This is a genomic window from Corynebacterium sp. (assembly GCF_030532195.1).
Lineage (GTDB): Bacteria > Actinomycetota > Actinomycetes > Mycobacteriales > Mycobacteriaceae > Corynebacterium.
In genome coordinates this window covers 598,331-618,928 of sequence record NZ_JAUNLP010000001.1, presented here as the reverse complement: position 1 = coordinate 618,928, position 20,598 = coordinate 598,331, and the positions used below count along the sequence as shown (strand labels likewise).

The 20,598-nt window shown below is 59.0% G+C and carries 20 protein-coding genes; 13 read left to right on the top strand and 7 right to left on the bottom strand.

The window, feature by feature from the left end; translation table 11 throughout:
* Window positions 1-5: 5 nt before the first annotated feature.
* The 4 genes from Q4E11_RS02740 to Q4E11_RS02725 all read left to right on the top strand — a co-directional run bounded on the left by Q4E11_RS02740 (window position 6) and on the right by Q4E11_RS02725 (window position 3,401).
* Entirely contained in the window at window positions 6-764 is a 759-nt protein-coding gene (locus Q4E11_RS02740) for an energy-coupling factor transporter transmembrane protein EcfT (protein WP_303163491.1), read from the top strand.
* Between the two features lie 4 nt (window positions 765-768).
* Window positions 769-1,284 carry a hypothetical protein gene (locus Q4E11_RS02735; protein ID WP_303163411.1) on the top strand — a complete coding sequence of 172 codons (516 nt, stop codon included), beginning with the start codon at window positions 769-771 and terminating at the stop codon, window positions 1,282-1,284.
* 14 nt (window positions 1,285-1,298) lie between these two features.
* The gene (locus Q4E11_RS02730; RefSeq protein WP_303163409.1) at window positions 1,299-2,129 is read left to right on the top strand and encodes a YdcF family protein; all 831 of its coding nucleotides are present in this window, start codon (window positions 1,299-1,301) and stop codon (window positions 2,127-2,129) included.
* Window positions 2,130-2,216: 87 nt separating this feature from the next.
* The gene (locus Q4E11_RS02725) at window positions 2,217-3,401 is read left to right on the top strand and encodes an acyl-CoA dehydrogenase (protein WP_303163406.1); all 1,185 of its coding nucleotides are present in this window, start codon (window positions 2,217-2,219) and stop codon (window positions 3,399-3,401) included.
* A gap of 175 nt (window positions 3,402-3,576) precedes the next feature.
* On the opposite strand, the gene Q4E11_RS02720 is transcribed toward Q4E11_RS02725, so the two are convergent.
* From Q4E11_RS02720 to Q4E11_RS02705, 4 genes are all read right to left on the bottom strand, one after another.
* Window positions 3,577-4,074 carry a hypothetical protein gene (locus Q4E11_RS02720; RefSeq protein WP_303163402.1) on the bottom strand — a complete coding sequence of 166 codons (498 nt, stop codon included), beginning with the start codon at window positions 4,072-4,074 and terminating at the stop codon, window positions 3,577-3,579.
* An 11-nt stretch (window positions 4,075-4,085) separates the two neighbouring features.
* A complete protein-coding gene (locus Q4E11_RS02715; protein ID WP_303163400.1) occupies window positions 4,086-4,697 on the bottom strand; it encodes a suppressor of fused domain protein in 612 nt (203 codons plus the stop codon).
* 66 nt (window positions 4,698-4,763) lie between these two features.
* Window positions 4,764-5,387: a DUF402 domain-containing protein gene (locus Q4E11_RS02710; RefSeq protein ID WP_303163399.1), complete on the bottom strand. Its 624-nt coding sequence runs from the start codon at window positions 5,385-5,387 to the stop codon at window positions 4,764-4,766.
* Window positions 5,388-5,480: 93 nt separating this feature from the next.
* Window positions 5,481-6,173 (bottom strand): hypothetical protein, encoded by a 693-nt coding sequence (locus Q4E11_RS02705; RefSeq protein ID WP_303163397.1) that lies wholly within the window; start codon window positions 6,171-6,173, stop codon window positions 5,481-5,483.
* 595 nt (window positions 6,174-6,768) lie between these two features.
* On the opposite strand from Q4E11_RS02705, the gene typA reads away from it, so the two are divergent.
* The 7 genes from typA (at window position 6,769) to Q4E11_RS02670 (ending at window position 14,892) form a co-directional block, all read left to right on the top strand.
* The gene (gene typA / locus Q4E11_RS02700; RefSeq protein ID WP_303163393.1) at window positions 6,769-8,682 is read left to right on the top strand and encodes a translational GTPase TypA; all 1,914 of its coding nucleotides are present in this window, start codon (window positions 6,769-6,771) and stop codon (window positions 8,680-8,682) included.
* A 102-nt stretch (window positions 8,683-8,784) separates the two neighbouring features.
* The gene (locus tag Q4E11_RS02695) at window positions 8,785-10,887 is read left to right on the top strand and encodes an ABC transporter family substrate-binding protein (protein ID WP_303163391.1); all 2,103 of its coding nucleotides are present in this window, start codon (window positions 8,785-8,787) and stop codon (window positions 10,885-10,887) included.
* A 7-nt stretch (window positions 10,888-10,894) separates the two neighbouring features.
* Window positions 10,895-11,797: an N-acetyl-1-D-myo-inositol-2-amino-2-deoxy-alpha-D-glucopyranoside deacetylase gene (mshB, locus tag Q4E11_RS02690; protein WP_303163390.1), complete on the top strand. Its 903-nt coding sequence runs from the start codon at window positions 10,895-10,897 to the stop codon at window positions 11,795-11,797.
* The gene (locus tag Q4E11_RS02685; RefSeq protein WP_303163389.1) at window positions 11,790-12,242 is read left to right on the top strand and encodes a hypothetical protein; all 453 of its coding nucleotides are present in this window, start codon (window positions 11,790-11,792) and stop codon (window positions 12,240-12,242) included. Before mshB ends, Q4E11_RS02685 begins: the two co-directional genes overlap by 8 nt.
* 229 nt (window positions 12,243-12,471) lie before the next feature.
* Window positions 12,472-12,795 (top strand): ferredoxin, encoded by a 324-nt coding sequence (fdxA, locus tag Q4E11_RS02680; RefSeq protein WP_048761072.1) that lies wholly within the window; start codon window positions 12,472-12,474, stop codon window positions 12,793-12,795.
* 44 nt (window positions 12,796-12,839) lie between these two features.
* Window positions 12,840-13,970 (top strand): succinyldiaminopimelate transaminase, encoded by a 1,131-nt coding sequence (gene dapC, locus Q4E11_RS02675; RefSeq protein ID WP_303163385.1) that lies wholly within the window; start codon window positions 12,840-12,842, stop codon window positions 13,968-13,970.
* 49 nt (window positions 13,971-14,019) lie between these two features.
* Complete coding sequence (locus Q4E11_RS02670) at window positions 14,020-14,892, top strand: pseudouridine synthase (protein WP_303163383.1); 873 nt, start codon at window positions 14,020-14,022, stop codon at window positions 14,890-14,892.
* A gap of 13 nt (window positions 14,893-14,905) precedes the next feature.
* Here the strand turns inward: Q4E11_RS02670 and dapD are convergent, their stop codons facing one another.
* The 3 genes from dapD to Q4E11_RS02655 all read right to left on the bottom strand — a co-directional run bounded on the left by dapD (window position 14,906) and on the right by Q4E11_RS02655 (window position 18,478).
* Window positions 14,906-15,877 carry a 2,3,4,5-tetrahydropyridine-2,6-dicarboxylate N-succinyltransferase gene (gene dapD / locus Q4E11_RS02665; RefSeq protein ID WP_303163382.1) on the bottom strand — a complete coding sequence of 324 codons (972 nt, stop codon included), beginning with the start codon at window positions 15,875-15,877 and terminating at the stop codon, window positions 14,906-14,908.
* Window positions 15,878-15,974: 97 nt separating this feature from the next.
* Window positions 15,975-17,399: an amino acid permease gene (locus Q4E11_RS02660; protein WP_303163380.1), complete on the bottom strand. Its 1,425-nt coding sequence runs from the start codon at window positions 17,397-17,399 to the stop codon at window positions 15,975-15,977.
* An 86-nt stretch (window positions 17,400-17,485) separates the two neighbouring features.
* The gene (locus Q4E11_RS02655) at window positions 17,486-18,478 is read right to left on the bottom strand and encodes a succinyltransferase (RefSeq protein ID WP_303163378.1); all 993 of its coding nucleotides are present in this window, start codon (window positions 18,476-18,478) and stop codon (window positions 17,486-17,488) included.
* Window positions 18,479-18,570: 92 nt separating this feature from the next.
* Here Q4E11_RS02655 and Q4E11_RS02650 point away from each other — a divergent pair, with 92 nt between their 5' ends.
* Both Q4E11_RS02650 and dapE read left to right on the top strand, forming a co-directional pair.
* Window positions 18,571-19,455, top strand: coding sequence for a hypothetical protein (locus tag Q4E11_RS02650; RefSeq protein ID WP_303163376.1), 885 nt, complete (start codon window positions 18,571-18,573; stop codon window positions 19,453-19,455).
* Entirely contained in the window at window positions 19,452-20,591 is a 1,140-nt protein-coding gene (gene dapE, locus Q4E11_RS02645) for a succinyl-diaminopimelate desuccinylase (RefSeq protein ID WP_303163375.1), read from the top strand. The genes Q4E11_RS02650 and dapE overlap by 4 nt, the downstream gene beginning before the upstream one ends.
* Window positions 20,592-20,598: the final 7 nt, after the last annotated feature.

Below are 20,598 nucleotides of genomic sequence, written 5' to 3'. Positions count from 1 at the left end.
AAGACATGCCGTATCTCGCCACCGTCAATCCGGTGGCGCGCGTGCTGGGACTCTTTGCGCTGACCACACCGCTGCTGATTTCTATCGACTGGGTCTCGGCAGCCGTCGCGCTTGCATGCACACTGTTTCTCGTCCCATTTTCCGGCCTGGGCTTCCGCCGCTTCCTCGGACGCTGTTTGCCCATCCTGATTGCCACTCCAATCTCCGGCATCTCTATGGCGCTCTACGGCAACCCCGAGGGCAGGGAATACTTTTCCTTTTGGCTCGCGCACGTGACTGATAACTCCATCTCGCTGGCTATCGCGATTATGCTGCGCGTGCTTGCCATCGGTGTGCCGGTCATTGTGTTGACCGCCAACATTGACTCCACAGACCTGGGCAATGGCCTGGCGCAAATTCTGCGTCTGCCCACGCGATTTGTGCTGGCCACAGTCGCAAGCGTCCGGCTTATCGGGCTTTTTATCAACGACTGGCAGGCTCTCACTCGGGCTCGCCGCGCCCGCGGGCTTGGCGATCACGGTGCTATCCGCCGGACGCTCTCGCAGGTTTTCGCGCTGCTGGTCTTCGCTCTTCGCCGCGGCACTAAGCTCGCCACCGCCATGGAAGCCCGCGGTTTCGGCGCTCCCATTAAACGCACGTGGTGGCACAAATCCACCATGGCACCGCGTGACTACCTCACCATCATTGTCTGCCTCGCCATCGCGGCCGCCGCGATTGGTATCTCGGTGTGGGCTGGCGAGTTCCGTCTGTTCGGAGTCACATAGAGCGATGATTCTGCTTATCGACGGCCGCTCCGGCAGCGGCAAGACCACCCTTGCGGCCAAATTTCACCGCGTACTGAGCTGGCCAGTTATCCACTTGGAGGATGTCTACCCAGGCTGGGGCGGCCTCGAGGCTGCTTCCAATGCAGTGGCGGCATCCATCATCAATCCCGCTCTCAGCCCGGATAAGCGCGGATACCGCCGCTGGGACTGGTATGCGAACTCGCTTGCCGAGTGGGTAGCAACCCCGCCTGATACCTCTCTCATTATCGAAGGCTGCGGAGCCATTACGCAGGCTAATCTCGCAGCCGCCCGCAGCGTCGGTGACGGTGCTGGATGGGGAATTTGGGTTGAGTTGGATACCCAGACGCGGTTCGAGCGCGCTATGGCCCGCGACATGCATTTCGAAGGTCATTGGGACATGTGGGCACGCCAGGAAGATCAGCACATCGCCACCCACAATCCCGAGACCCTTGCCGATTGGACCATCGCCGCCGCCACCTTGCCGTACTCAAACGGCTAGCCTGGAACGCGCCTATGAGAAAAATACTCACCGACCTCGGCATCGGATTCGGCGCGCTTCTACTAGCCGGCGGACTCCGCGTTGCCGCCGACTCCGAACTCCGCCCACCCCGCCTTCCCAATCGCCGCCCCGCACGCTGGGTGCTCCCAGCCGTCGGCGCAGCCTGGATTACCGCAAGTCAGTGGGCTCGGCGCTCTAGGACCCCACAGTGCTTGACGACGTCCACAGCCGCCGCCCTCGCCGTGCCAGGTGCCGCTGCCATAGCGTTCGAAGCCGTGCGAACACGCAGTGCCCTCTTACGCGCAACGGTGCCCGCACACACCGTGATTGTGCTGGGGTGTGCACTGAAAAATGACCGGCCCTCTGATCTGCTCGAACGGAGGTTACGCCGTGCCACAGCGGTCAGTGACGCAACGACAAAGCGGATAATTTGCTGCGGCGGTGTCGGCCATGAGTCGGTGACAAATGCTAAGCGCTCCGAAGCGGATGCCATGGTGGAGTGGTTAGCTACGCACGCAGCGGACGTCGTAAAGCATGGTGATATCGCGCTGATTAGGGAAGATGCGTCGACGAACACCTCGGAAAACATTGACTTCGCTTGCGAGCTAATCGGTGATGCCGACCTGGATGCGGGCACAGTTGTGGTGACAAGTGATTTTCATGTCCCGCGGGTGGCGAAGCTCGTGCGGGAGCGAGGATTGCGCAATTGGTGCGTGGTTGGGGCGTACACTCCGCTGAAGTATTGGGCGACATCAACGCTGCGTGAGTTTCTGGCGCAATTTATTTTGTGGGCGCCGGCGGGCAATGCGCGAATCTTGCAGATTTCGCGTTTCGCGGGTGCGTAGTGATGTTAGCCACTAGGATTGAACGGAAATAACAATTTCGCGTGGCGTAGCGCTGCGTGCAAAAACAACTTCGGGAGGAACACCCACATGGCTTTGACCCCAGGATTTGACCTGTTCCAGCTTCCAGAGGAGCACCAGGAGCTCCGCGCCGTTATTCGTGATCTGGCGGAGAAGCAGATTGCACCTTATGCAGCGGATGTTGATGAAAACGAACGTTTCCCGGAGGAAGCACTGAAGGCCCTGAATGAGGCCGGCTTCAACGCAATCCACGTCCCGGAGGAGTTCGGTGGTCAGGGGGCGGACTCGGTTGCAGCCTGCATCGTCATCGAGGAAGTTGCACGTGTCTGCGGTTCGGCATCGCTGATTCCGGCCGTGAACAAGCTGGGTACCATGGGGCTGATCCTCAAGGGCTCCGATGAGCTGAAGTCCAAGGTACTGCCGGATATCGCCAACGGTGCCATGGCTTCTTACGCGCTGACTGAGCGCGAGGCTGGTTCGGATGCCGGTTCGATGAAGACCCGTGCGGTTCGCGATGGTGACGAGTGGGTTATCAACGGCTCCAAGTGCTTCATCACCAATGGTGGCCGCTCCACGTGGTACACCGTCATGGCCGTCACTGACCCGGAGAAGGGTGCAAACGGCATCTCCGCGTTCATGGTTCACAAGGACGACGAGGGCTTCCGCGTTGGCGGTCTTGAGCACAAGCTGGGTATTAAGGGTTCTCCGACCGCTGAGCTGTACTTCGAGAACTGCCGCGTTCCGGCAGATCGCATGATTGGTGAAGAGGGCACTGGTTTCAAGACCGCCCTGGAGACCCTGGACCACACCCGCCCGACCATCGGTGCACAGGCACTGGGTATTGCTCAGGGTGCCTTCGACTACGCAGTCGGCTACGTTCAGGAGCGTCAGCAGTTCGGCAAGCCGATTGCCGCTTTCCAGAACACCCAGTTCATGCTGGCTGACATGCGTATGAAGATCGACGCTGCTCGCCTCATGGTCTACACCGCTGCTGCCAATGCTGAGCGCGGTACTGCTGAGGGCGGCGCACGCCTGGGCATGATGGCCGCAAACGCCAAGGCCTTCGCCTCCGACGTGGCTATGCAGGTCACCACCGATGCCGTTCAGCTCCTCGGCGGCTACGGCTTCACCCGTGACTTCCCGGTGGAGCGCATGATGCGCGATGCCAAAATCACTCAGATTTATGAAGGCACCAACCAAATCTGCCGCATGGTCGCAGGCCGCCAGATTCTCAAGGATTCCCAGAAGCGCTAATTGCTAGCTTCTCGGTCAGTCGGGATTTCCTGGTTGCTTCGGTAGCCAGTATTCCGGCTCAATGAATGAAACCCCCACCTGGTGGTGGGGGTGTTGTGTTTCGGGAGGGGGGGTGCGGGGTCTGGGCTGAGAGAGCCCAAGTGCCCTCCGGAACAGCGAAGAAACAGAGACTTCGCTAGGAAGTTACAAAAAACTTCTGGTTGCGCTCGCCACGGTAGGCCTGCACTGTCGCAGTTGCGGCGATAATTGATGCAATCGCAAGCAGCCCTGCAGTGATGTAGCCGAGAACAGTGCCAGAGCCCGCCGAAGCATTGGAGATAGCGCCAACGCCGGTGATGGCGGCGTTAATAACAAAGACAGCTGCCGCAACTGACAGAACCGTGCGTGCAGCGGTGGAGCCCTCCAGCAGCTTTCCAGCGAGCCACCAACAGGCAATGGCCGTTGCGGTCTGGGTGATGACGGCAACTGCAAAGCTAAATGCCAGGCTGGTCTGGGCAGATGAGACCTCGATGTTATTGGCCTTGGCCGCTGCCTGGACGGTGGCATCCCACTTCAGTAGGGAAGTGACCACCGTCAGAATCAAAGCCGGAATGTAAACGTACACCGACAAGCGCCACCAGCGGAAAGCTTGGGCGGCATGGAATGGGACATCTTTAGCCGAATTTGCTGCCATAATCACTCACCCTACACAGCGCTTGTGCGGTGCGGGTCAGTGAAGTCAACCCCCTGCTCGCGCCACACGCGTTGCAATTCGTCGACGCCCTTGGCGCGGGCGAGAGCGAATTCATTGGTAGTAGCCGGTACCGGCTGGAAGATGGTTACTTCCGTTCCCTCGGCGGAGACAGCGGGAATATCCGCAGTGGTAAGCACAAAGCCAGTAAAGCGGGACTGATTCCAGAGGGGCTGGCCGAAGTCAATCAGAGCGCCATCGGTAAGAACGAGTCCTTCGATGCTGGGAGAAGCGGCGAGAATACCGAGTGGGCGAACGACCTCGTCAAGGCCACCGCGAATGGGCAAAACTAGCTCAGCACGTGGACCAGAGGTAGTGTCCACCACCATTGCGGATGGGTCCTGCATGGCCTCGGCGCTGCAGCCAAGCGTTGCATAAGTGACCACGCGGTCGGTGTCCGGGCCAAATCGCAGCAACTTCAATGGGGAAGAACCCAAGAATGTCAGCTGAGCTTCGCCCGGATGCTGCTCTTCAAAGTAGGAGGTAAAAGCCGAACGAACCGCCTTGATAATGGCATTTCCGTCAGGCCCAGCCGGAGGAATGGGGCCGGTGAGATTATCAAACATGGGCAATGTTCCTTTTTGCGTTCAGTATTTACTGCGTTTCTGGCAATCTTCTCATTGCTGCTGGAGCTAGTTTGCAGGTGCGAGTTCTACGTCTTTTGCCCAGCTCGTAGCCATTTCAAAAGAGCTCAGCCAGGCATCAATTTGGTCACCGTGCGCGGCAATGTCAGCTCGCGCTTTAAGTGCCGTTTCGATGGCGGACTCTGTCACTTCATCGCTAATCAAACCTTGCGCGTGAGCAGCAACTAACTCGTCAACATCTTCAACGACAATGCTGGTCGGGGCATTAGCAGGCAGTGGGGCAACGGCATCTGAATCACGTGGGGCCTGCAGAATATCCAAGTACAGATCGGTCATATGCCAGCGGTCCGGGGTGGAGCAATCGATTGAAACAATATCGACGTAGCGAATGTGCTCAACCTTGATGCCCGGTCGGAAGTGGTAAATGCTGATTCGCAAGCCTTCGTCGGCAAGCAAGAAAGACTCCAGATAGCCGAACTTTGGGTGATCCATGCCGCGGCGCATGTACAGGCGGTTCGGGGTGATCATGCGGTAATCGTCGACTTCGCGGTGGAAACCCTTGGGGTCGATATTGATCATCTCGCTCAGATCAAAGGTTTCGACCTTCGGCGGGTGGGGCTGCACACTGGTGCGCAGCGGCGGGTGCGTAGAGGAATCCGGTGAAGTGGACATGCGAATTACCTTAACGTCAGCAGGCGAATTGTGGGCATGAAAAAGCCCTTTTTGCATACGCGATGCAAAAAGGGCTGGAAAGAACTAGAAAGTTTAGTTCAAGCCGACCGGGAAAACGCCGGCGGTCGGGGTGTAGTTGCAGTTGGTCGGACCCGGCTCTTCAGCAGTGGTGATGCCACCCTGCATGACAGCGATGACCAGACCCTTGCCCGTGTTAGCGGTGCCGTTGACAGCGCCCGGGCCCTTCTCAGCGTTGATACCGTTGTTCTGCAGGGTGGTCTTGCCGTACTTACCGTTGGCAACGTTGACCCAGTAGACGTTCATCTCGGTGTTCTGCTTCTGAGCCAGCTGCTTGGTGCCCAGGCCGGTGAAGATGAAGCCGAGCTGGTTCTCCGGAACGCCAGGCAGCGGCAGGTCAGCCGGACCCGGGACCGTGGTAGCCAGACCGAAGGAGCGGCTCTCGCCACCGATGCACTTGTCAGCGACAGTCGGCAGCAGGAACTGGTTGGTCTTCGGAGCCTGGTCAGGGACGTTGAAGCCCGGTTCGCCGCCGCCTTCACCGGTCAGGAAGTCAATTCCCTTGTTCAGAGCGCCGGAGATTTCCTCAGGAACACCAGGAGAGTTGATGATGTCGCGCGCGGTGCCGTAGAGATTCGGCGATGCGTTGTTGAGGATGTCCAGCGACGGGGAAGCAGAAGCTGCGGGAGTCATGCCCGCAGTGAGAATTGCAGCTGCACCCAAGGTCGCTGCGGCACGGCGCAGGAAGGAGCGTCCAGTCGAAACCACGGTGAAGAACCTCTCATTCGTGGGCTATTCGGATTGAATTAAATCGAAATTTCTTAAATTCGGAGTCGTGGCTCATCTTAGAACGACTTGAGCCAGGTGTGAAAAGATTTGGAAAAGAAATCTTTAGAAACTTCTCAGCAAATTGTCCTACAGATTCGCGTGTGTCGCCAGTCAACAAGAGTGAAAGTTGTAGTAAAGAGTGGCGAAGCATAACTGATGAGAAAAAAGATTACTAATGTGGCTAATGGCGTTTTGCAGTGGCAAAATTCCGAAAGTCAAGTCTGACCCCGTGGGTCACATCAGTGTTGTTTTGCCACAATTGTTACGAGGGGATTAGTTCTCCGGGGGCGTCGTAGAGCAGACGGGGAGTGGTTGAGAGGTGTCTGCGAGAAAAATCTCACGGGGGTATGGCAAGGGGGTAAATACAGCGCCCCGATGGTGTGACGCGGGGTGGGTCGAGTGAGGGGAGTGGCCTACTGGGATGCGCGGGCAAAAATCGGAGGAGTAAGGTGTATAACGCTTTATGCGTTGATGCATGAATCGTCGTATCAAAGTTTCTACCTCGTCCCCTTAGCTTGTAAGGAGCTACCCGCCTGTGAGCGAAACCGAGTTCCGTAATGTCGCTATCGTCGCACACGTCGACCATGGCAAGACCACTCTCGTGAACGCCATGCTGGAGCAGTCCGGCGTGTTCAGCGACCACGAAGAAGTTGCAGACCGAGTGATGGACTCTGGTGACCTTGAAAAGGAAAAGGGCATCACCATCTTGGCGAAGAACACTGCGATTCGCCGAAAAGGTGAGGGTAAAAACGGCGAAGACCTCATCATTAACGTCATCGACACCCCAGGCCACGCTGACTTCGGTGGCGAGGTTGAGCGCGCACTGTCCATGGTTGACGGCGTTGTGCTGCTGATTGACTCCTCGGAAGGCCCGCTGCCGCAGACCCGCTTTGTGCTGGGTAAGGCTTTGGCTGCGTCCATGCCGGTGATCATCGTGGTCAACAAGACCGACCGCCCGGATGCGCGTATCGACGAAGTCGTGGAGGAAGCGCAGGATCTGCTGCTCGAGCTGGCCTCCACCATCGAAGATCCGGAAGCTGCTGAGGCTGCAGAGCGCAACCTGGAGCTGCCTGTGCTCTACGCCTCCGGTCGCGCTGGCAAGGCCTCCACCGTCAATCCGGGCAACGGCAATCTGCCGGATTCTGAGAATCTGCAGCCGCTGTTCGATGTCATTACTGACGTCTTGCCGGAGCCGTCCGCTGAGATTGATGCTCCTTTGCAGGCTCAGGTCACCAACCTGGACTCCAGCTCCTTCCTCGGTCGTATCGGCCTGATTCGTATTCATAAGGGCCGCATCCGTAAGGGACAGCAGATTTCTTGGATTCACTATGACTCCGAGGGCAATGAGCACATCAAGACCGCCAAGGTCGCAGAGCTGCTGCGTACCGTCGGTGTGACGCGCGTGCCCACCGACGAAGCCATTGCCGGTGACATCGCTGCTATTTCCGGCATTGACGAGGTCATGATTGGTGACACCCTCTGCGATGTCGAGCACCCAGATCCGCTGCCGCGCATCCTGGTCGACGAGCCGGCAATTTCCATGACCATCGGCGTTAATACCTCTCCGCTGGCCGGTCAGGGCGGCGGTGACAAGCTGACTGCCCGCGTGGTGAAGGCCCGCCTGGATCAGGAGCTGATTGGTAACGTTTCCCTGCGCGTTCTGCCGACTGAGCGTCCGGACTCCTGGGAGGTCCAGGGCCGCGGTGAAATGGCTCTTTCCGTCCTGGTGGAGACCATGCGTCGTGAGGGCTTTGAGCTGACCGTCGGTAAGCCGCAGGTCGTTACCAAGACCGTTGACGGCAAGGTGCAGGAGCCGTACGAGCACCTGACCATCGACGTTCCGGAAGAGCACCTCGGTGCAGTCACTCAGCTAATGGCCGCCCGCAAGGGTCGGATGGAGCAGATGGGCAACCAGGGTACCGGCTGGGTCCGCATGGAGTTCCTCGTGCCGTCCCGCGGTCTGATTGGCTTCCGCACCATCTTCATGACGGAGACCAAGGGCACCGGTATCGCCAACCACTACTCGGCCGGTTACGGCGAGTGGGCAGGCGAGATCAAGGATCGCCCGACCGGTTCGCTGGTAGCTGACCGTACCGGCCAGGTCACCGCATACGCGCTGATTCAGCTGTCGGACCGCGGTACCTTCTTCGTCGAACCGGGCGACCAGGCCTACGAGGGCATGGTTGTCGGCCAGAACCCGCGTGATGAGGATATGGATATCAACATCACCAAGGAAAAGAAGCTGACCAATATGCGTTCGGCTACCGCTGATGCCACCGTCACCCTGGAGAAGGCGCACAAGCTGACTCTGGATGAGGCCATGGAATTCTGTGGCAGCGATGAGTGTGTCGAGGTTACGCCAGAGGGCATCCGCGTTCGCAAGCAGATCCTCAGCGCTACCGATCGCGCCCGCGCTCGTTCCCGCGCAAAGGCCATGAACAAGAAGTAAGCCACGAAAACATGCTACCACCATGTCAGTTCGCTTGTTTAAGCGCGCTGACTGGGTGGCTGAGATATCTTTGCCACCGCCTGGTCAAGTAATCTCTTGGGTATGTTCTCTTCCAGTCGTCGCCGCGCAGTTACCGATCGAATCTTTGTAGCATCGGCGCTGTGCGCAGCGACGGCTTTGCTGTCTTCCTGCATGGCCAATCCCGGTGATGCGCCGACAGTGCCCGGTCAGCAGGAAGCCCCGGTGCAACAGGAAGATCCAACCGCCGAAGCTGCGAAGATGCGCGAGGTCACCGTCGGCGTCGACGAGTTCGTCGAAGGCTTCAATCCGCATTTGCTTGCCGACGTATCCCCGGTCACCAGCCTTGTCGCGCGGTTGACGCTTCCCAGCGTTTTCAACCGTGCGCCCGAGCCGGCGCTAGCTGACTCACACTCCGACGCGGACGTTGGCACAGAAAACGCAGAAAACGCAGCCGCCAATGACACCGCCGGGCAGCAGCAGTGGCTGGTCAATGAGGAGTTGCTGGACTCCGTCCAGGTTCTCCAGGACGCGCAGGAGGAGCGCTCACCGGACGGCATCGAGGGCGACTCAGAGGCTAAGCTCGCCCAAGTCGATGTCACCAATCCCAATGTGGTGGCCAGCCATGTGCGTTATCGCATCCGCCCAGGTGCGCAGTGGAGTGATGGCACGCCAATTAGCGGTGAGGACTTCCGCTACCTGTATTCGCAGGTCACATCGACTCCGGGGGCGTTGGATGCAGCTACCTACGGGCTGATTAAAACAATCAAGGTCTCTGACGGTGGCCGTCAGGTGGACGTGACCTTCAAGGAGCCGGTTGCGCACTGGCAGCGCTTGTTTGCCAATCTTTTGCCCGCACACCTGATGCGTACCAATACCGATGGCTTTTCCCAAGGGCTGTCCAGCCGATTCCCGGCCTCCGGTGGGCAGTACACGGTCGAGTCGATGGATGTCGGACGCAACATCATCCGTCTTGTTCGCAATGACCGCTACTGGGGCCAAGACCCAGCGGCCTCGGAAGTCATTACGTTACGTGCGATGCGCACGGCTGTCGATGGTGCCGAGCAGCTGCGCTCTAAGCAGATCCAGGCTATCCAGGTTCGCCCACATGAGACCTCTGAGTTGACCTATGGGCTGGTGCCAGATGTGTCGGAGTTCTTCCATGAGCCCAACCGTGAGCTGATTTTCAGCACCAACTTGGCATCGAAACGGTTGCAGGACAGCGCAGTGCGCTCCGAGGTGTTGAGCACTATCAATGTCCGCCAGATCGCAGAGGTAGCAACCGGTCGTCGAGTCGGCGGTGATGAACCTGAGACAGGGCAGCCCAAACCGGCTGCGGTGGAAAAGGGAATTTTCACTGAAGACGACCCGCTGCTCATTGGCATTGTCAGTGATGGCCGCATCGCACGAGCTGCAGCTTTCGCGGTGTCCGACCAGCTCAGCGCCGCGGGTATTCCGGCGAAAGTGATCTCCTATTCTCCCCGCGATCTGCTGCGTTCTTCGTTGCCCTACGGCACTGTCGATGCAGTCGTAGCCTGGGAGGAGCAGCCCACCTCCGTGCCTGCTGCACGCGAGCGCTATGCCTGTACGTCTGGTTTGGTTGGCTCGATGCCGCCGGAAGGATCGGAGGGGATGGACAAGTCTGAGGCAAGTTCCAGCAGCTCCGAGGATACAGAGAGCATCAAGCCGGATAGTACGGAAACGGGCACCAAGAAGCCGGATACCGCGAAGCCGAACGGCACCAAGTCTGAAGTCTCCGATACCGAGGATGACGCTGCCGTTCCGGTGGCACCGAAGTCGGCAGCTCGCACGGAAAATCTCTCCGGCCTGTGCGATCGCCGCCTTGATGAGCTCCTCAGCCCGGATCGCACCGATGTGCCAGCGGAAATAGATGAGATTATTGCAGGTCATGCCATTGAAACCACGTTGGTCGAGGATAGCCTGCTGACGGTAATTAGCCCGGAAATTACAATTACTGGGCGTGAGAATCCTGCGCAGTGGGACATCGATCCGATGTTGGGGCGCCTCGGTATGCTCGGTGAGGTTCGTCGAGTAGGCGCACAGGAGACCGCGTCCGACAAGTCCGATACCGCTGAGCCGCAGGAACGAGCCGACAATAACGATGCCGACAACAACGACGCCGATAGTAAAGACGCCGACCAGGAGAACGAGAACAAGGAGAAGTAGGTAACCCGTGAAGTTACTTTTTGTTCATGCACATCCGGACGATGAATCCATTTGGACAGGTGGACTGATGGCGGCTGCTGCGCGCGCTGGGGCATCGGTAAGCGTGGTGACCTGCACAATGGGTGAGCTGGGAGAAGTCATTGGTGCGCCGTATCAGGGGCTGGTTGCCGATGAAGCCGATCAGCTCGGTGGCTTCCGCGTGGCGGAACTGCGTTCGGCGCTGCGTGCGCTAGGTGCAAATGGTCCGGACAACACCCCGCGTTTCCTCGGCGGTGCCGGTCGCTGGCGCGATTCCGGAATGGCAGGCGACAAGGGCAATGACCATCCGCGGGCGTTTGTAAACTCCGATGAAGAGGCCGTGAATCAGCTCCGCGAGATTCTTGAGGAGCTGCAGCCGGATCTGGTCATCACTTACGACGCCGACGGTGGCTACGGGCACCCCGATCACATTCGCGCGCATGACATCACCGTCGCGGCGTGTGGCGATCGCTTTCCGACGCTCTGGGCGGTTACCGACCGTGAGGCAATGGCTGCCGGGCTGGATGCCATCACAGTTGTCCCGGAGGGGTGGCAGGAAAGCGGTGTTGATGACTTTGCCACTGTGACTGGCCAGATTGAGGTTGTTCTCGATGATGCTGCGGTTGCCGCCAAGGTTGAGGCCATGCGCGCACATGCCACTCAAGTGTGGATTGCCGACGGCTCCGTCAGTGAGGTCAATCCGGTTGCGGTGTACGGGCAGGCCGATGACTCCGGCAATGCTCGTGCCGTGTGGGCATTTTCCAATCTGCTGTGTCAGCCAGTCATGCCAACCGAGGCGTATCGGTTTGGAACCGCCACACCAGAAACTCTGAAACCCTTGGCAGAGCTAATCAACTTGAAAGTAACGGATGCGAGTGTGACGGATGGCTAGTGCTACCCAGCGAACCTTCGGCGACGAGCCACATTGGGGTGACCCCACGCGTCCACAGCCGCGGGAGAGTTTCCACAAGGGCGAAATTTCCGGTGCGCTAGCCTGGCTCTCCGTTGCTGCGTTGGTGAGCTTGATTATTGAGGTTGTGTTCCTCGGAGTCTGGATCACCGTGGGGTCCGTGGCGATTCCGTTTCCGTGGACCATTGTGTTGGCCTACGTGATGAACCTCATCATCACCAACACGGCACTGCTGTGGACTCGGGATCGGTCGAAGGCGGCAATACCTGTTGTTGTGTGGGTGATTGGATTCGCAGCCCTTTTGGTCTGGTCGGTCGTTCCTGCTGGCGGTGACTTGGCCATGGGACAGTGGCTGCGAACGATTTTGCTACTTGCTGCCGGTCTTTTCGGCGGTGCCTGGCCGCTGCGTCACCAGCGAGCGCTTTAAAACGCTTTATAAAGTCTTAAAATAACTGCGTACCGATCCAGGAATCTGCTCCATTGGTTCGGCATTGACCCGATTACTTGAAATTCACACCGGCAGTAGGTGTAAACTCCAATCTGAATATACCGCTCTGTCTATTTTTGCTCAGTTTCAAAGTGAAACGGCATAATCGACGGGGGAGTTGAAATCTCAATCCAATACTCGTGAGAAAGGTTCTTTAAAACCTAAAGCCATGACGTACATCATCGCCCAGCCATGTGTAGACGTTCTCGACCGCGCATGTGTCGAAGAATGCCCGGTCGACTGCATTTATGAGGGCAAGCGCATGCTTTATATCCACCCGGATGAGTGTGTGGACTGCGGCGCTTGTGAGCCTGTCTGCCCGGTTGAAGCCATCTTCTACGAGGATGATGTGCCGGATGAGTGGATTGAGTACATCGATGCCAATGTCGACTGGTTCGATGAGCTGGGCTCGCCGGGCGGTGCTGCCAAGCTCGGCCCGCAGGACTTCGACGTGCCATTCGTCGCAGCCCTTCCGCCGCAGGCAGAAGACTAGCTTAAATCCACTTTTTCCTCCGGAGAGGATGTTGTAAATTCCCCATGCCAGCTGCCTCACGTAAGCGCATCACGCCAGGTTCTCGGCTGCCAGATTTCCCTTGGGATTCACTGTCTGGAGCGAAGGCCACGGCAGCAGCACATCCAGATGGCATGGTCGATCTCTCCGTGGGAACTCCCGTCGACGAGGTCGCTCCGGTTATCCGCCAAGGGCTGGCCGATGGCGCTGCGCAGCCCGGTTATCCTCAGACCGTCGGCACGCAGGATTTGCGTATCGCGATTGTGGATGCGATGTCGCGCCGTTACGGTGTGACTGATTTGTGGCCGAAGATCGACGGCATGAATGTGCTGCCGGTTATCGGTACCAAGGAAGCGATTGGCTGGCTACCATTTCTGCTGGGTGTTGGGGCAGGACACACGGTTGTTATCCCCGAGCTGGCGTACCCGACGTATGAGGTCGGGGTTCGTATCGCCGGTGCGGAACTCATGCGCGCGGATTCACTGACACAGATCGGTCCGGCGCGTCCGACGTTGATGTTTATCAACTCGCCGGGCAACCCCAACGGCAAGGTTCTCGGTGTCGATCACCTGCGCAAGGTCGTCGAATGGGCACGTCAGCGTGATGTCATTGTCGCGTCTGACGAGTGCTATCTGGGCCTTGGCTGGACTGAGCAGCCGCTTAGCATCCTCGATCCGCGTGTGTGCGACGGCGATTTCACCAATCTGCTGGCCATCCACTCCCTGTCCAAGACCTCGAACATGGCGTCCTACCGTTCCGGCTGGTTCGCCGGCGATGCGGATCTCATCGCCGAGCTCACCGCAGTGCGACGTCACATGGGGCTGATGATGCCAGGGCCGATTCAGGCCGCCACAATCGCCGCGCTGAACGACGACACCCATGAGGCCGAGCAAAAGCAGCGATACCAAAACCGACGTGCGGTGTTGCTGAGTGCCCTGGTAGATGCCGGTTTCCGCATCGATGACTCCGAAGCTGGGCTCTACCTGTGGGCTACTCGGGAAGAAGATTGCTGGCAGACCGTTGATTGGTTTGCACAGCGCGGCATCGTGGTCGCACCCGGTAGTTTTTACGGCCCCAAGGGCAAGCAGCACGTGCGCGTGGGGCTCACGGCCACCGACGCGGACGTAGAGATTGCCGCTGCCCGCATTCGTGCCTAATTTCTCGCCGAGTTAGCGCAGAGCCGAGCAGGGGAGAGGTATAGAAGTCGTGGGGCGAGCAGCTGGAAATCGAGATTCCTGGTGGGGCGCGAGCAAGGATCGTCGCGCTGCCCAAGTTGATGCCGCAAGGCATGAGCAGGAAGAATACATCCCGTTCGAGCCGGTAATCGTGGCTGCAACCGATGACTATCTCATCGTGGATAAACCACCGTTTTTGCCTGCGACTCCCAACGGCCGCATCGTAGCCAACACTGTGCAGGAGCGCCTGCGCGAAGCGCTGGATGAGCCCGAAATCGTGGCTGGGCATCGCTTAGATCTCCTGACCAGCGGGCTTATGCTGTTTTCCCGCACGCCTGAGACTCGATCGGTTTATCAGCAGCTTTTCCAGACGCAGCAGATCCGCAAAGAGTACGAATGCCTCACCGTCATGCCGGATGATTGGCAGCCCGGCCAAACGCGCGAGGTGCACCTACTACTCGACCCCAACCCCGGTGGGCGCGGGGTCAAGGTAGTGCCTATCGACGATACGGAGAATGCCACCTCACCGAAATCTCAGCTCAAAATCGCTCACACCACCGTGACCTTCCTCGGCCCTCTTGCAGCGGATATCGGTGACCTCCACCAGGCGAACTGCAGCTGTGGTCACTGCAGCACCCGGATGCAGGTAGGACACTGGAGGCTGCAGCCGCATACGGGGCGCACACATCAGTTGCGGGCCACGATGGACTGGTTGGGGTATCCGATTCTCGGCGAGGATACCTATGGACCGTCGTCAAGCGATGGCGGCGATAAGTATCGTCCACAGTTGCGATTAACGGCAACGTCGTTGGAATTTGTCGACCCTATGACGGGCAAACGGCGCGCCTACCGCAGCGCGCGGGACATCGCGCAGGCGGCAGACGCGCCGAATGAAGCTAGCTAGCCGCTCCTAGCACTTAGTTCGCATGCAGTTGCGCACTGAGTTTCACACGCTCCGCAGCCCACGGGACAACCTCCACAGCGCCAGAGAGCGAGTTGCGGCGGAAGAGCATATTGGAGCCGCCAGACAGTTCCTTGGCTTTCAGCGTCTTGGTCACACCGTCAAGAGCGACGTGACACTTGGTGCCGGCGGTAATGTAGAGGCCGGCTTCCAACACGCAGTCATCGCCGAGCGAGATGCCAAGGCCAGCGTTGGCGCCGAGCAGGCAGCGCTTGCCGACGGAGACAACTTCTTTGCCGCCACCGGACAGGGTACCCATGATGGAGGCACCGCCACCGACATCAGAACCGTCGTCGACAATGACGCCCTGGGAGATCCGGCCTTCGACCATGGAATGACCCAACGTGCCAGCGTTGAAGTTGACAAAGCCCTCGTGCATGACAGTGGTGCCTTCCGCGAGGTGAGCGCCAAGGCGCACGCGGTCGGCATCACCGATGCGGACACCGGTGGGCATGACGTAGTCGACCATGCGCGGGAACTTGTCGACCGAATAGATGGTGACCTGTCCGCGGCGGGAGAGCTTGGCGCGGGTGGCTTCGAATCCCTCGACGGCGCAGGGGCCGAAGTTGGTCCACACGACGTTGGTTAGCAGGCCGAAGATGCCGTCGAGGTTGATGCTGTTCGGAGCCACCAGGCGGTGCGACAGCAGATGAAGTCGCAGGTAGGAGTCGATTGCGTCAACCGGAGCGTCGTCAAGCGAGCCGATAGTGGCGGTGACCAGACGGCGCGTGGTGCCGCGGTCGGCGTCGGCGATGGCGAGATCGGCGAGGTAGTCCAGGCCTGCTGGGAGCTCGTCGGCTTCGAGAGTGCCGGTGGCGGTTGTGGTGGCAACGCCCTGCTCAATCAGTTCTGGTTCGGGAAACCAGACGTCGAGAACAATATCGTTGCAAAAAGTGGCAATGCCGGTAGCTTGTGCTCCAAATTTCATGGAAAACAGGCTACCGGCATATCCCTATCTACGAAAAGTAATCCGCAAATCCGGAGGAAATGAATGGTGCAGATAGGGGTGATGGACTTGTGGAGGACTACTTAACCTCACCGTGAGTCTTTGCAACTGCCTCGCGGGCAGCGGCACGGTTCTTCTTAGTCACGGCCGCCAGGACAGCGAGGAATGCAGTTACGCACAGTACCGCGATTACCTGCTGGCGAGCTCCTGGATCGGTGAGCATGCCGATACCGAGACCGATGAGAAGGATGACGGCAACCCACGACAACACGGGGTAGCCCCACATGCGCACGGTCAGCTCGTTATTGGCTTCCATCTGCGGACGCAGCTTGATCTCCGACAGTGCAATGACGAACCAAATCACCAGCAAACAGCCACCCACAGCGTTGAGCAGGAACACCAGAACGCTGGAGCCGTCGAAGACGACCTGGAGGCCGACAGAGACGAAAGCGAAGACCATCGACATAATGACGGCGCGATTTGGAACAGAGTGCTCATTGGTGTGAGCGAAGAAGCGCGGAGCCTCACCGCGGGTGGACATGGAGTACACCAGGCGGGAGGTGGCGTAGATCTGCGCATTGAAAGCCGACAGCAGCGCCAGGACGATAATGGCCTCCATGAAGCCAACCGCACCTGGAATGTTGGCCTGCTGCAGGACCAGCGTGAACGGCGACTGAGCAGCGCTGTCAGCGCCATCAATCTGGGAGTACGGCAGCAGCAGAATGATAATGGTCACGCAGCCGATGTAGAACACGGAAATGCGGAGAATCACCGAGCGGACAGCAGCGGCGATGGAGCGCTGTGGGTCCTCTGCCTCTGCAGCCGCGATGGTGACAATCTCAATACCGCCGAAGGCGAAGGCCACGGCCAGCAGACCCGCGGCAATGCCGGAGACGCCATTTGGCAGGAAGCCGGACTCAGCGATGTGAGTGGAGCCGACGAAGGTGGTGCCCGGCAGTAGACCGAAGAAGATCAGCACGCCGATGACCAGGAACGCGATAATCACCGCGACCTTAATGAAGGCGAACCAGAACTCGAATTCACCGAAGCCACGGACGTTAGCCAGGTTGACGACAGCAAAGAAGACAACACAGATTAGCCCGGGAATCCAGCCGGGAATACCGAACCACGCCCCCATGATGGCGCCGGCACCGGTGATTTCAGCACCGAGCACCATGATGAGCATGAACCAGTACAGCCAGCCGAGGACGAAGCCTGCCGACGAGCCGAAGGCCATCTCGGCGTAGGTGGAGAAACTGCCAGACGCTGGGCGGGCGGCGGCCATCTCGCCGAGCATCTGCATAACAAGCACGACAATAAAGCCGGCAATGATGTAGGAAATCAGGACGCCCGGGCCGGCTGCCTTAATGCCGACACCGGTGCCCAGGAAGAGGCCGGCACCGATTGCGGAGCCAAGACCCATCATGGTGAGGTGTCGAACCTGCAGCCCCTTACCCAGCTTGACGGCGTCGCTGCTGGTGGAGGTTTGTTGCGATTCGGTCATGGCCGAAACTTTACCTGCCAGTTTCCAGGGGGAATAACTGTTATCCCGAGTTACCCCCGTTTCCAAGCTGAGCTACCTCTGCCAGGTTATCCAGCCAGTTCATCCGGTACGTCGGCAAGCTGAGCGAACTCAGCAGCACCTTCAGCGGTCGTGGCAGGGTCTGTATGGCGAACACACACAGCTGAGTGGTCGGGGTGGTGGTAGAAGTGCATGTTGTTGCGGCCGGATAGCTCCCACGCCTGGATGCGGCGGTTTTCGGATGGAATATCAACCGGTGTATCGCGGGCGATGAGAATGCTCCTGTCGATGATGCAGTCATTGCCCAAGCTGACACCAACGGTGCCAGCGGCGATGTCAATGTGGCAGCGTTCGCCGACGCTCAGCGGCAGGCGGTGTCCGCGGTCATCGTGCGCGGCGATAATCGAAGCTGACAGGCCAATCTTGGTGTGAGCTCCAATGACCACGCCGGAGGACAAGCGGCCCTCAATCTTGCATGGGCCAAGTGTGCCGGAGTTCAGTGACACAAAACCCTCACGCAGCACCGAGGTACCCGGAGCGAGGTAGGCGCCCAGCCGCACGCGCTCGGCCTCTGCGATGCGCACACCACTTGGCAGCACATAGTCCACCATTCGCGGCATGCGGTCGATGGCGTAGACGTGAATCAAACCGCGAACGCGCAGGTGCGTGCGGAGCTGTTCGAAGTTGTCCGGCAGACATGGCCCCTTATTGGTCCACGCCACGATGTTGAGCAGCTCAAACAGGCCCTTGGTGTTCATCTGATGCGGCTTGACCAGACGGTGTGACAGCAAGTGCAACCGCAGGTACGCATCGTGTGGATCGACCGGCGGGGCGGACAAATCTTCAATGGACGTACGAACGGCGACCTGCTCCACGCGGCGATCCTCGTCCAAAATCACCTGGCGCAGTAGCTGCGGGGTCAAATCCGCGGCGCCCAGGCGGTGAGTGCCAGTTTCCGTGACATCATCGCTTAATGCAGGTGCGGGAAACCAAGTATCAAGAACTGTACCGTCCATTGCGATGTTGGCGATTCCCGTAGCGACAGCACCAGATGTAATCATGATTCTTAATACTAGTATCCATGTGATGATTCTTCCCGGGAGGATGAACCATGCCCTTAGCCGGCATTGATAGGCCCCAAAGCACGGAAAAAATGAAGCGGTGGTTTCTCACAAGTCTCATCGTCGCCGTGGTTGTACTCGGACTCGGATTCATCCTGGCCCTACCCATTATTTTCTATGTCGGATTCGCTCTCTTCGCCGCTTGGCTGCTGGCTGTTGTCAGCGCATGCGGCTTCGTTCTACCGCCGCGCGCCATGCCATTTGGGCTGGTAGGAGTGCTCGCCGCCGCAATCGTCGCGGTTATTGCCACTAATCGGCTGGTCCTGGTGCTCGCACTTGCCGTCAGCGTCGGGTTGGCCGGAGGTATGCTCGCCAGGCTCCTGCTCGAGCGCAAGAATCGCAACCAGGAGGCACGTCTGGACGCACTGCCGATGTGGGAGCGCGACGAGCTCGGCGAGGTTGCACGCACGCTTCGTCCCGCTTATCGACGGAATCTCGATTCCACTCCAACGCCACTGCCTCATGCCACTGCCAAGATTGTCGCAGCCGTCTGCAAGCCGTTAGAAGGCTCGACGGTGATTGTCAGCACCAATGAGTTGCGACCAGTTATTGCTGTCTACGGCTCGCGGGTGGCCATTGTCTACGGCCCTGGGGCGGGTGTCGTTTCAGATGGGGCTGCCGGTGAGCGTTCGGGGGATGCGGCGCAGGTGCCGTCGAAAAGCGAAACCCCGGAGAACATCATCGCCGAGTCCCTGCCAGACGGTGCGAAATCCCTGGTCTTTGAGCTGTCGGAGGGGCTGGCGCACCCTGCGGAGGGGCGGATTGCGGTGACTAGCGCCGAGCCTCATGAGCTGGCGCTGTTCCTCGGCGGTGGTGCACCGGCTAACGGCACCGCCATTGTGGGGCGTGCGGCGCATATTCATCAGAAGAATTTGGTTTCGCTGGCGCACAATGGTTTGTACGCTGGTTTGATGTGAATTCGAAGTTAAATCTGCACCAAGACCCCATTGACTTAACCGCTGCGTTGGTCGATATTGAATCGGTTTCTCACCATGAGACAGCGATTGCCGATGCCGTGGAGGAGGCGCTGCGCGAGGTCGCGGCGGCTGACCCTCGGATTGAGGTCGTGCGGATTGATAACAATGTTATTGCGCGCACGCACCGCGGCCTGCCTCAGCGCGTGATTCTGGCGGGGCACCTGGACACGGTGCCGACGGCGGACAATGTGCCGTCAACTCGGGGTGTGGATGCCAAGGGGCGTGACACGCTTTTTGGCTGCGGCACGGTGGATATGAAAAGCGGTGACGCAGTCTATTTACATGCATTTGCGCAGCTTGCGGCCAGTGATGAGTTGCAGCGTGATGTGACGCTGATCATGTACGAATGCGAAGAAGTCGCCGCCGAGTACAACGGTCTGCGACATGTCAGTGAGAGCCATCCGGAGCTTCTGGCAGGCGATGTTGCGCTGCTGGGCGAGCCCAGTGGCAACGTCATCGAGGCTGGCTGTCAGGGGTCAATTCGCCTGCGCCTGACCGCACACGGCACGCGTGCGCACTCTGCTCGAGCGTGGATGGGAGACAACGCGGTGCACAAGTTGGCACCGATTTTGTCTCGGATCGCGGCGTATCAGCCGGCGACGGTGGAGATTGATGGTCTTGCCTACCGCGAGGGCCTCAACGTTGTCTGGCTGGACGCTGGTGTAGCTACCAATACGATTCCTGATGAGGCCGTGCTGAAAGTCAATTTCCGATTCGCGCCGAATCGCAGTGGAGATGAGGCAATGGTGCATTTCCGTGAGGTTCTGGGGCTCGAGGAGTTTTCCCCCGATGACCTGACGGTTGATGTGGAAGATATCAGCCCAGGTGCACTGCCGGGATTGCATGCGGCTGCGGCAAAGGAGCTGGTGGATATCGCAGGTGGGGTGGCCAAGCCGAAATACGGCTGGACTGACGTTGCGCGCTTTTCGGCGCTTGGGATTCCAGCGGTGAACTTTGGCCCGGGCGATCCTGCGTACTGCCACAAGAAGGATGAGCAGATTCCGGTGGAATTTATTACCGCGCTGTCGCACGATTTGCACCGCTACTTAACTGCAGTTCCAGCAGTCACGGATTAGCGCGTGG

Coding starts and splice junctions, on each gene's coding strand:
- dapC (WP_303163385.1), top strand. CDS start 12,840: ATGCCAGCTGCCTCACGTAAGCGCATCACGCCAGGTTCTCGGCTGCCA.
- Q4E11_RS02740 (WP_303163491.1), top strand. CDS start 6: ATGCCGTATCTCGCCACCGTCAATCCGGTGGCGCGCGTGCTGGGACTC.
- Q4E11_RS02735 (WP_303163411.1), top strand. CDS start 769: ATGATTCTGCTTATCGACGGCCGCTCCGGCAGCGGCAAGACCACCCTT.
- Q4E11_RS02695 (WP_303163391.1), top strand. CDS start 8,785: ATGTTCTCTTCCAGTCGTCGCCGCGCAGTTACCGATCGAATCTTTGTA.
- fdxA (WP_048761072.1), top strand. CDS start 12,472: ATGACGTACATCATCGCCCAGCCATGTGTAGACGTTCTCGACCGCGCA.
- Q4E11_RS02650 (WP_303163376.1), top strand. CDS start 18,571: ATGAAGCGGTGGTTTCTCACAAGTCTCATCGTCGCCGTGGTTGTACTC.
- Q4E11_RS02730 (WP_303163409.1), top strand. CDS start 1,299: ATGAGAAAAATACTCACCGACCTCGGCATCGGATTCGGCGCGCTTCTA.
- Q4E11_RS02710 (WP_303163399.1), bottom strand. CDS start 5,387: ATGTCCACTTCACCGGATTCCTCTACGCACCCGCCGCTGCGCACCAGT.
- dapD (WP_303163382.1), bottom strand. CDS start 15,877: ATGAAATTTGGAGCACAAGCTACCGGCATTGCCACTTTTTGCAACGAT.
- Q4E11_RS02725 (WP_303163406.1), top strand. CDS start 2,217: ATGGCTTTGACCCCAGGATTTGACCTGTTCCAGCTTCCAGAGGAGCAC.
- Q4E11_RS02685 (WP_303163389.1), top strand. CDS start 11,790: ATGGCTAGTGCTACCCAGCGAACCTTCGGCGACGAGCCACATTGGGGT.
- Q4E11_RS02715 (WP_303163400.1), bottom strand. CDS start 4,697: ATGTTTGATAATCTCACCGGCCCCATTCCTCCGGCTGGGCCTGACGGA.
- Q4E11_RS02660 (WP_303163380.1), bottom strand. CDS start 17,399: ATGACCGAATCGCAACAAACCTCCACCAGCAGCGACGCCGTCAAGCTG.
- Q4E11_RS02720 (WP_303163402.1), bottom strand. CDS start 4,074: ATGGCAGCAAATTCGGCTAAAGATGTCCCATTCCATGCCGCCCAAGCT.
- Q4E11_RS02655 (WP_303163378.1), bottom strand. CDS start 18,478: ATGATTACATCTGGTGCTGTCGCTACGGGAATCGCCAACATCGCAATG.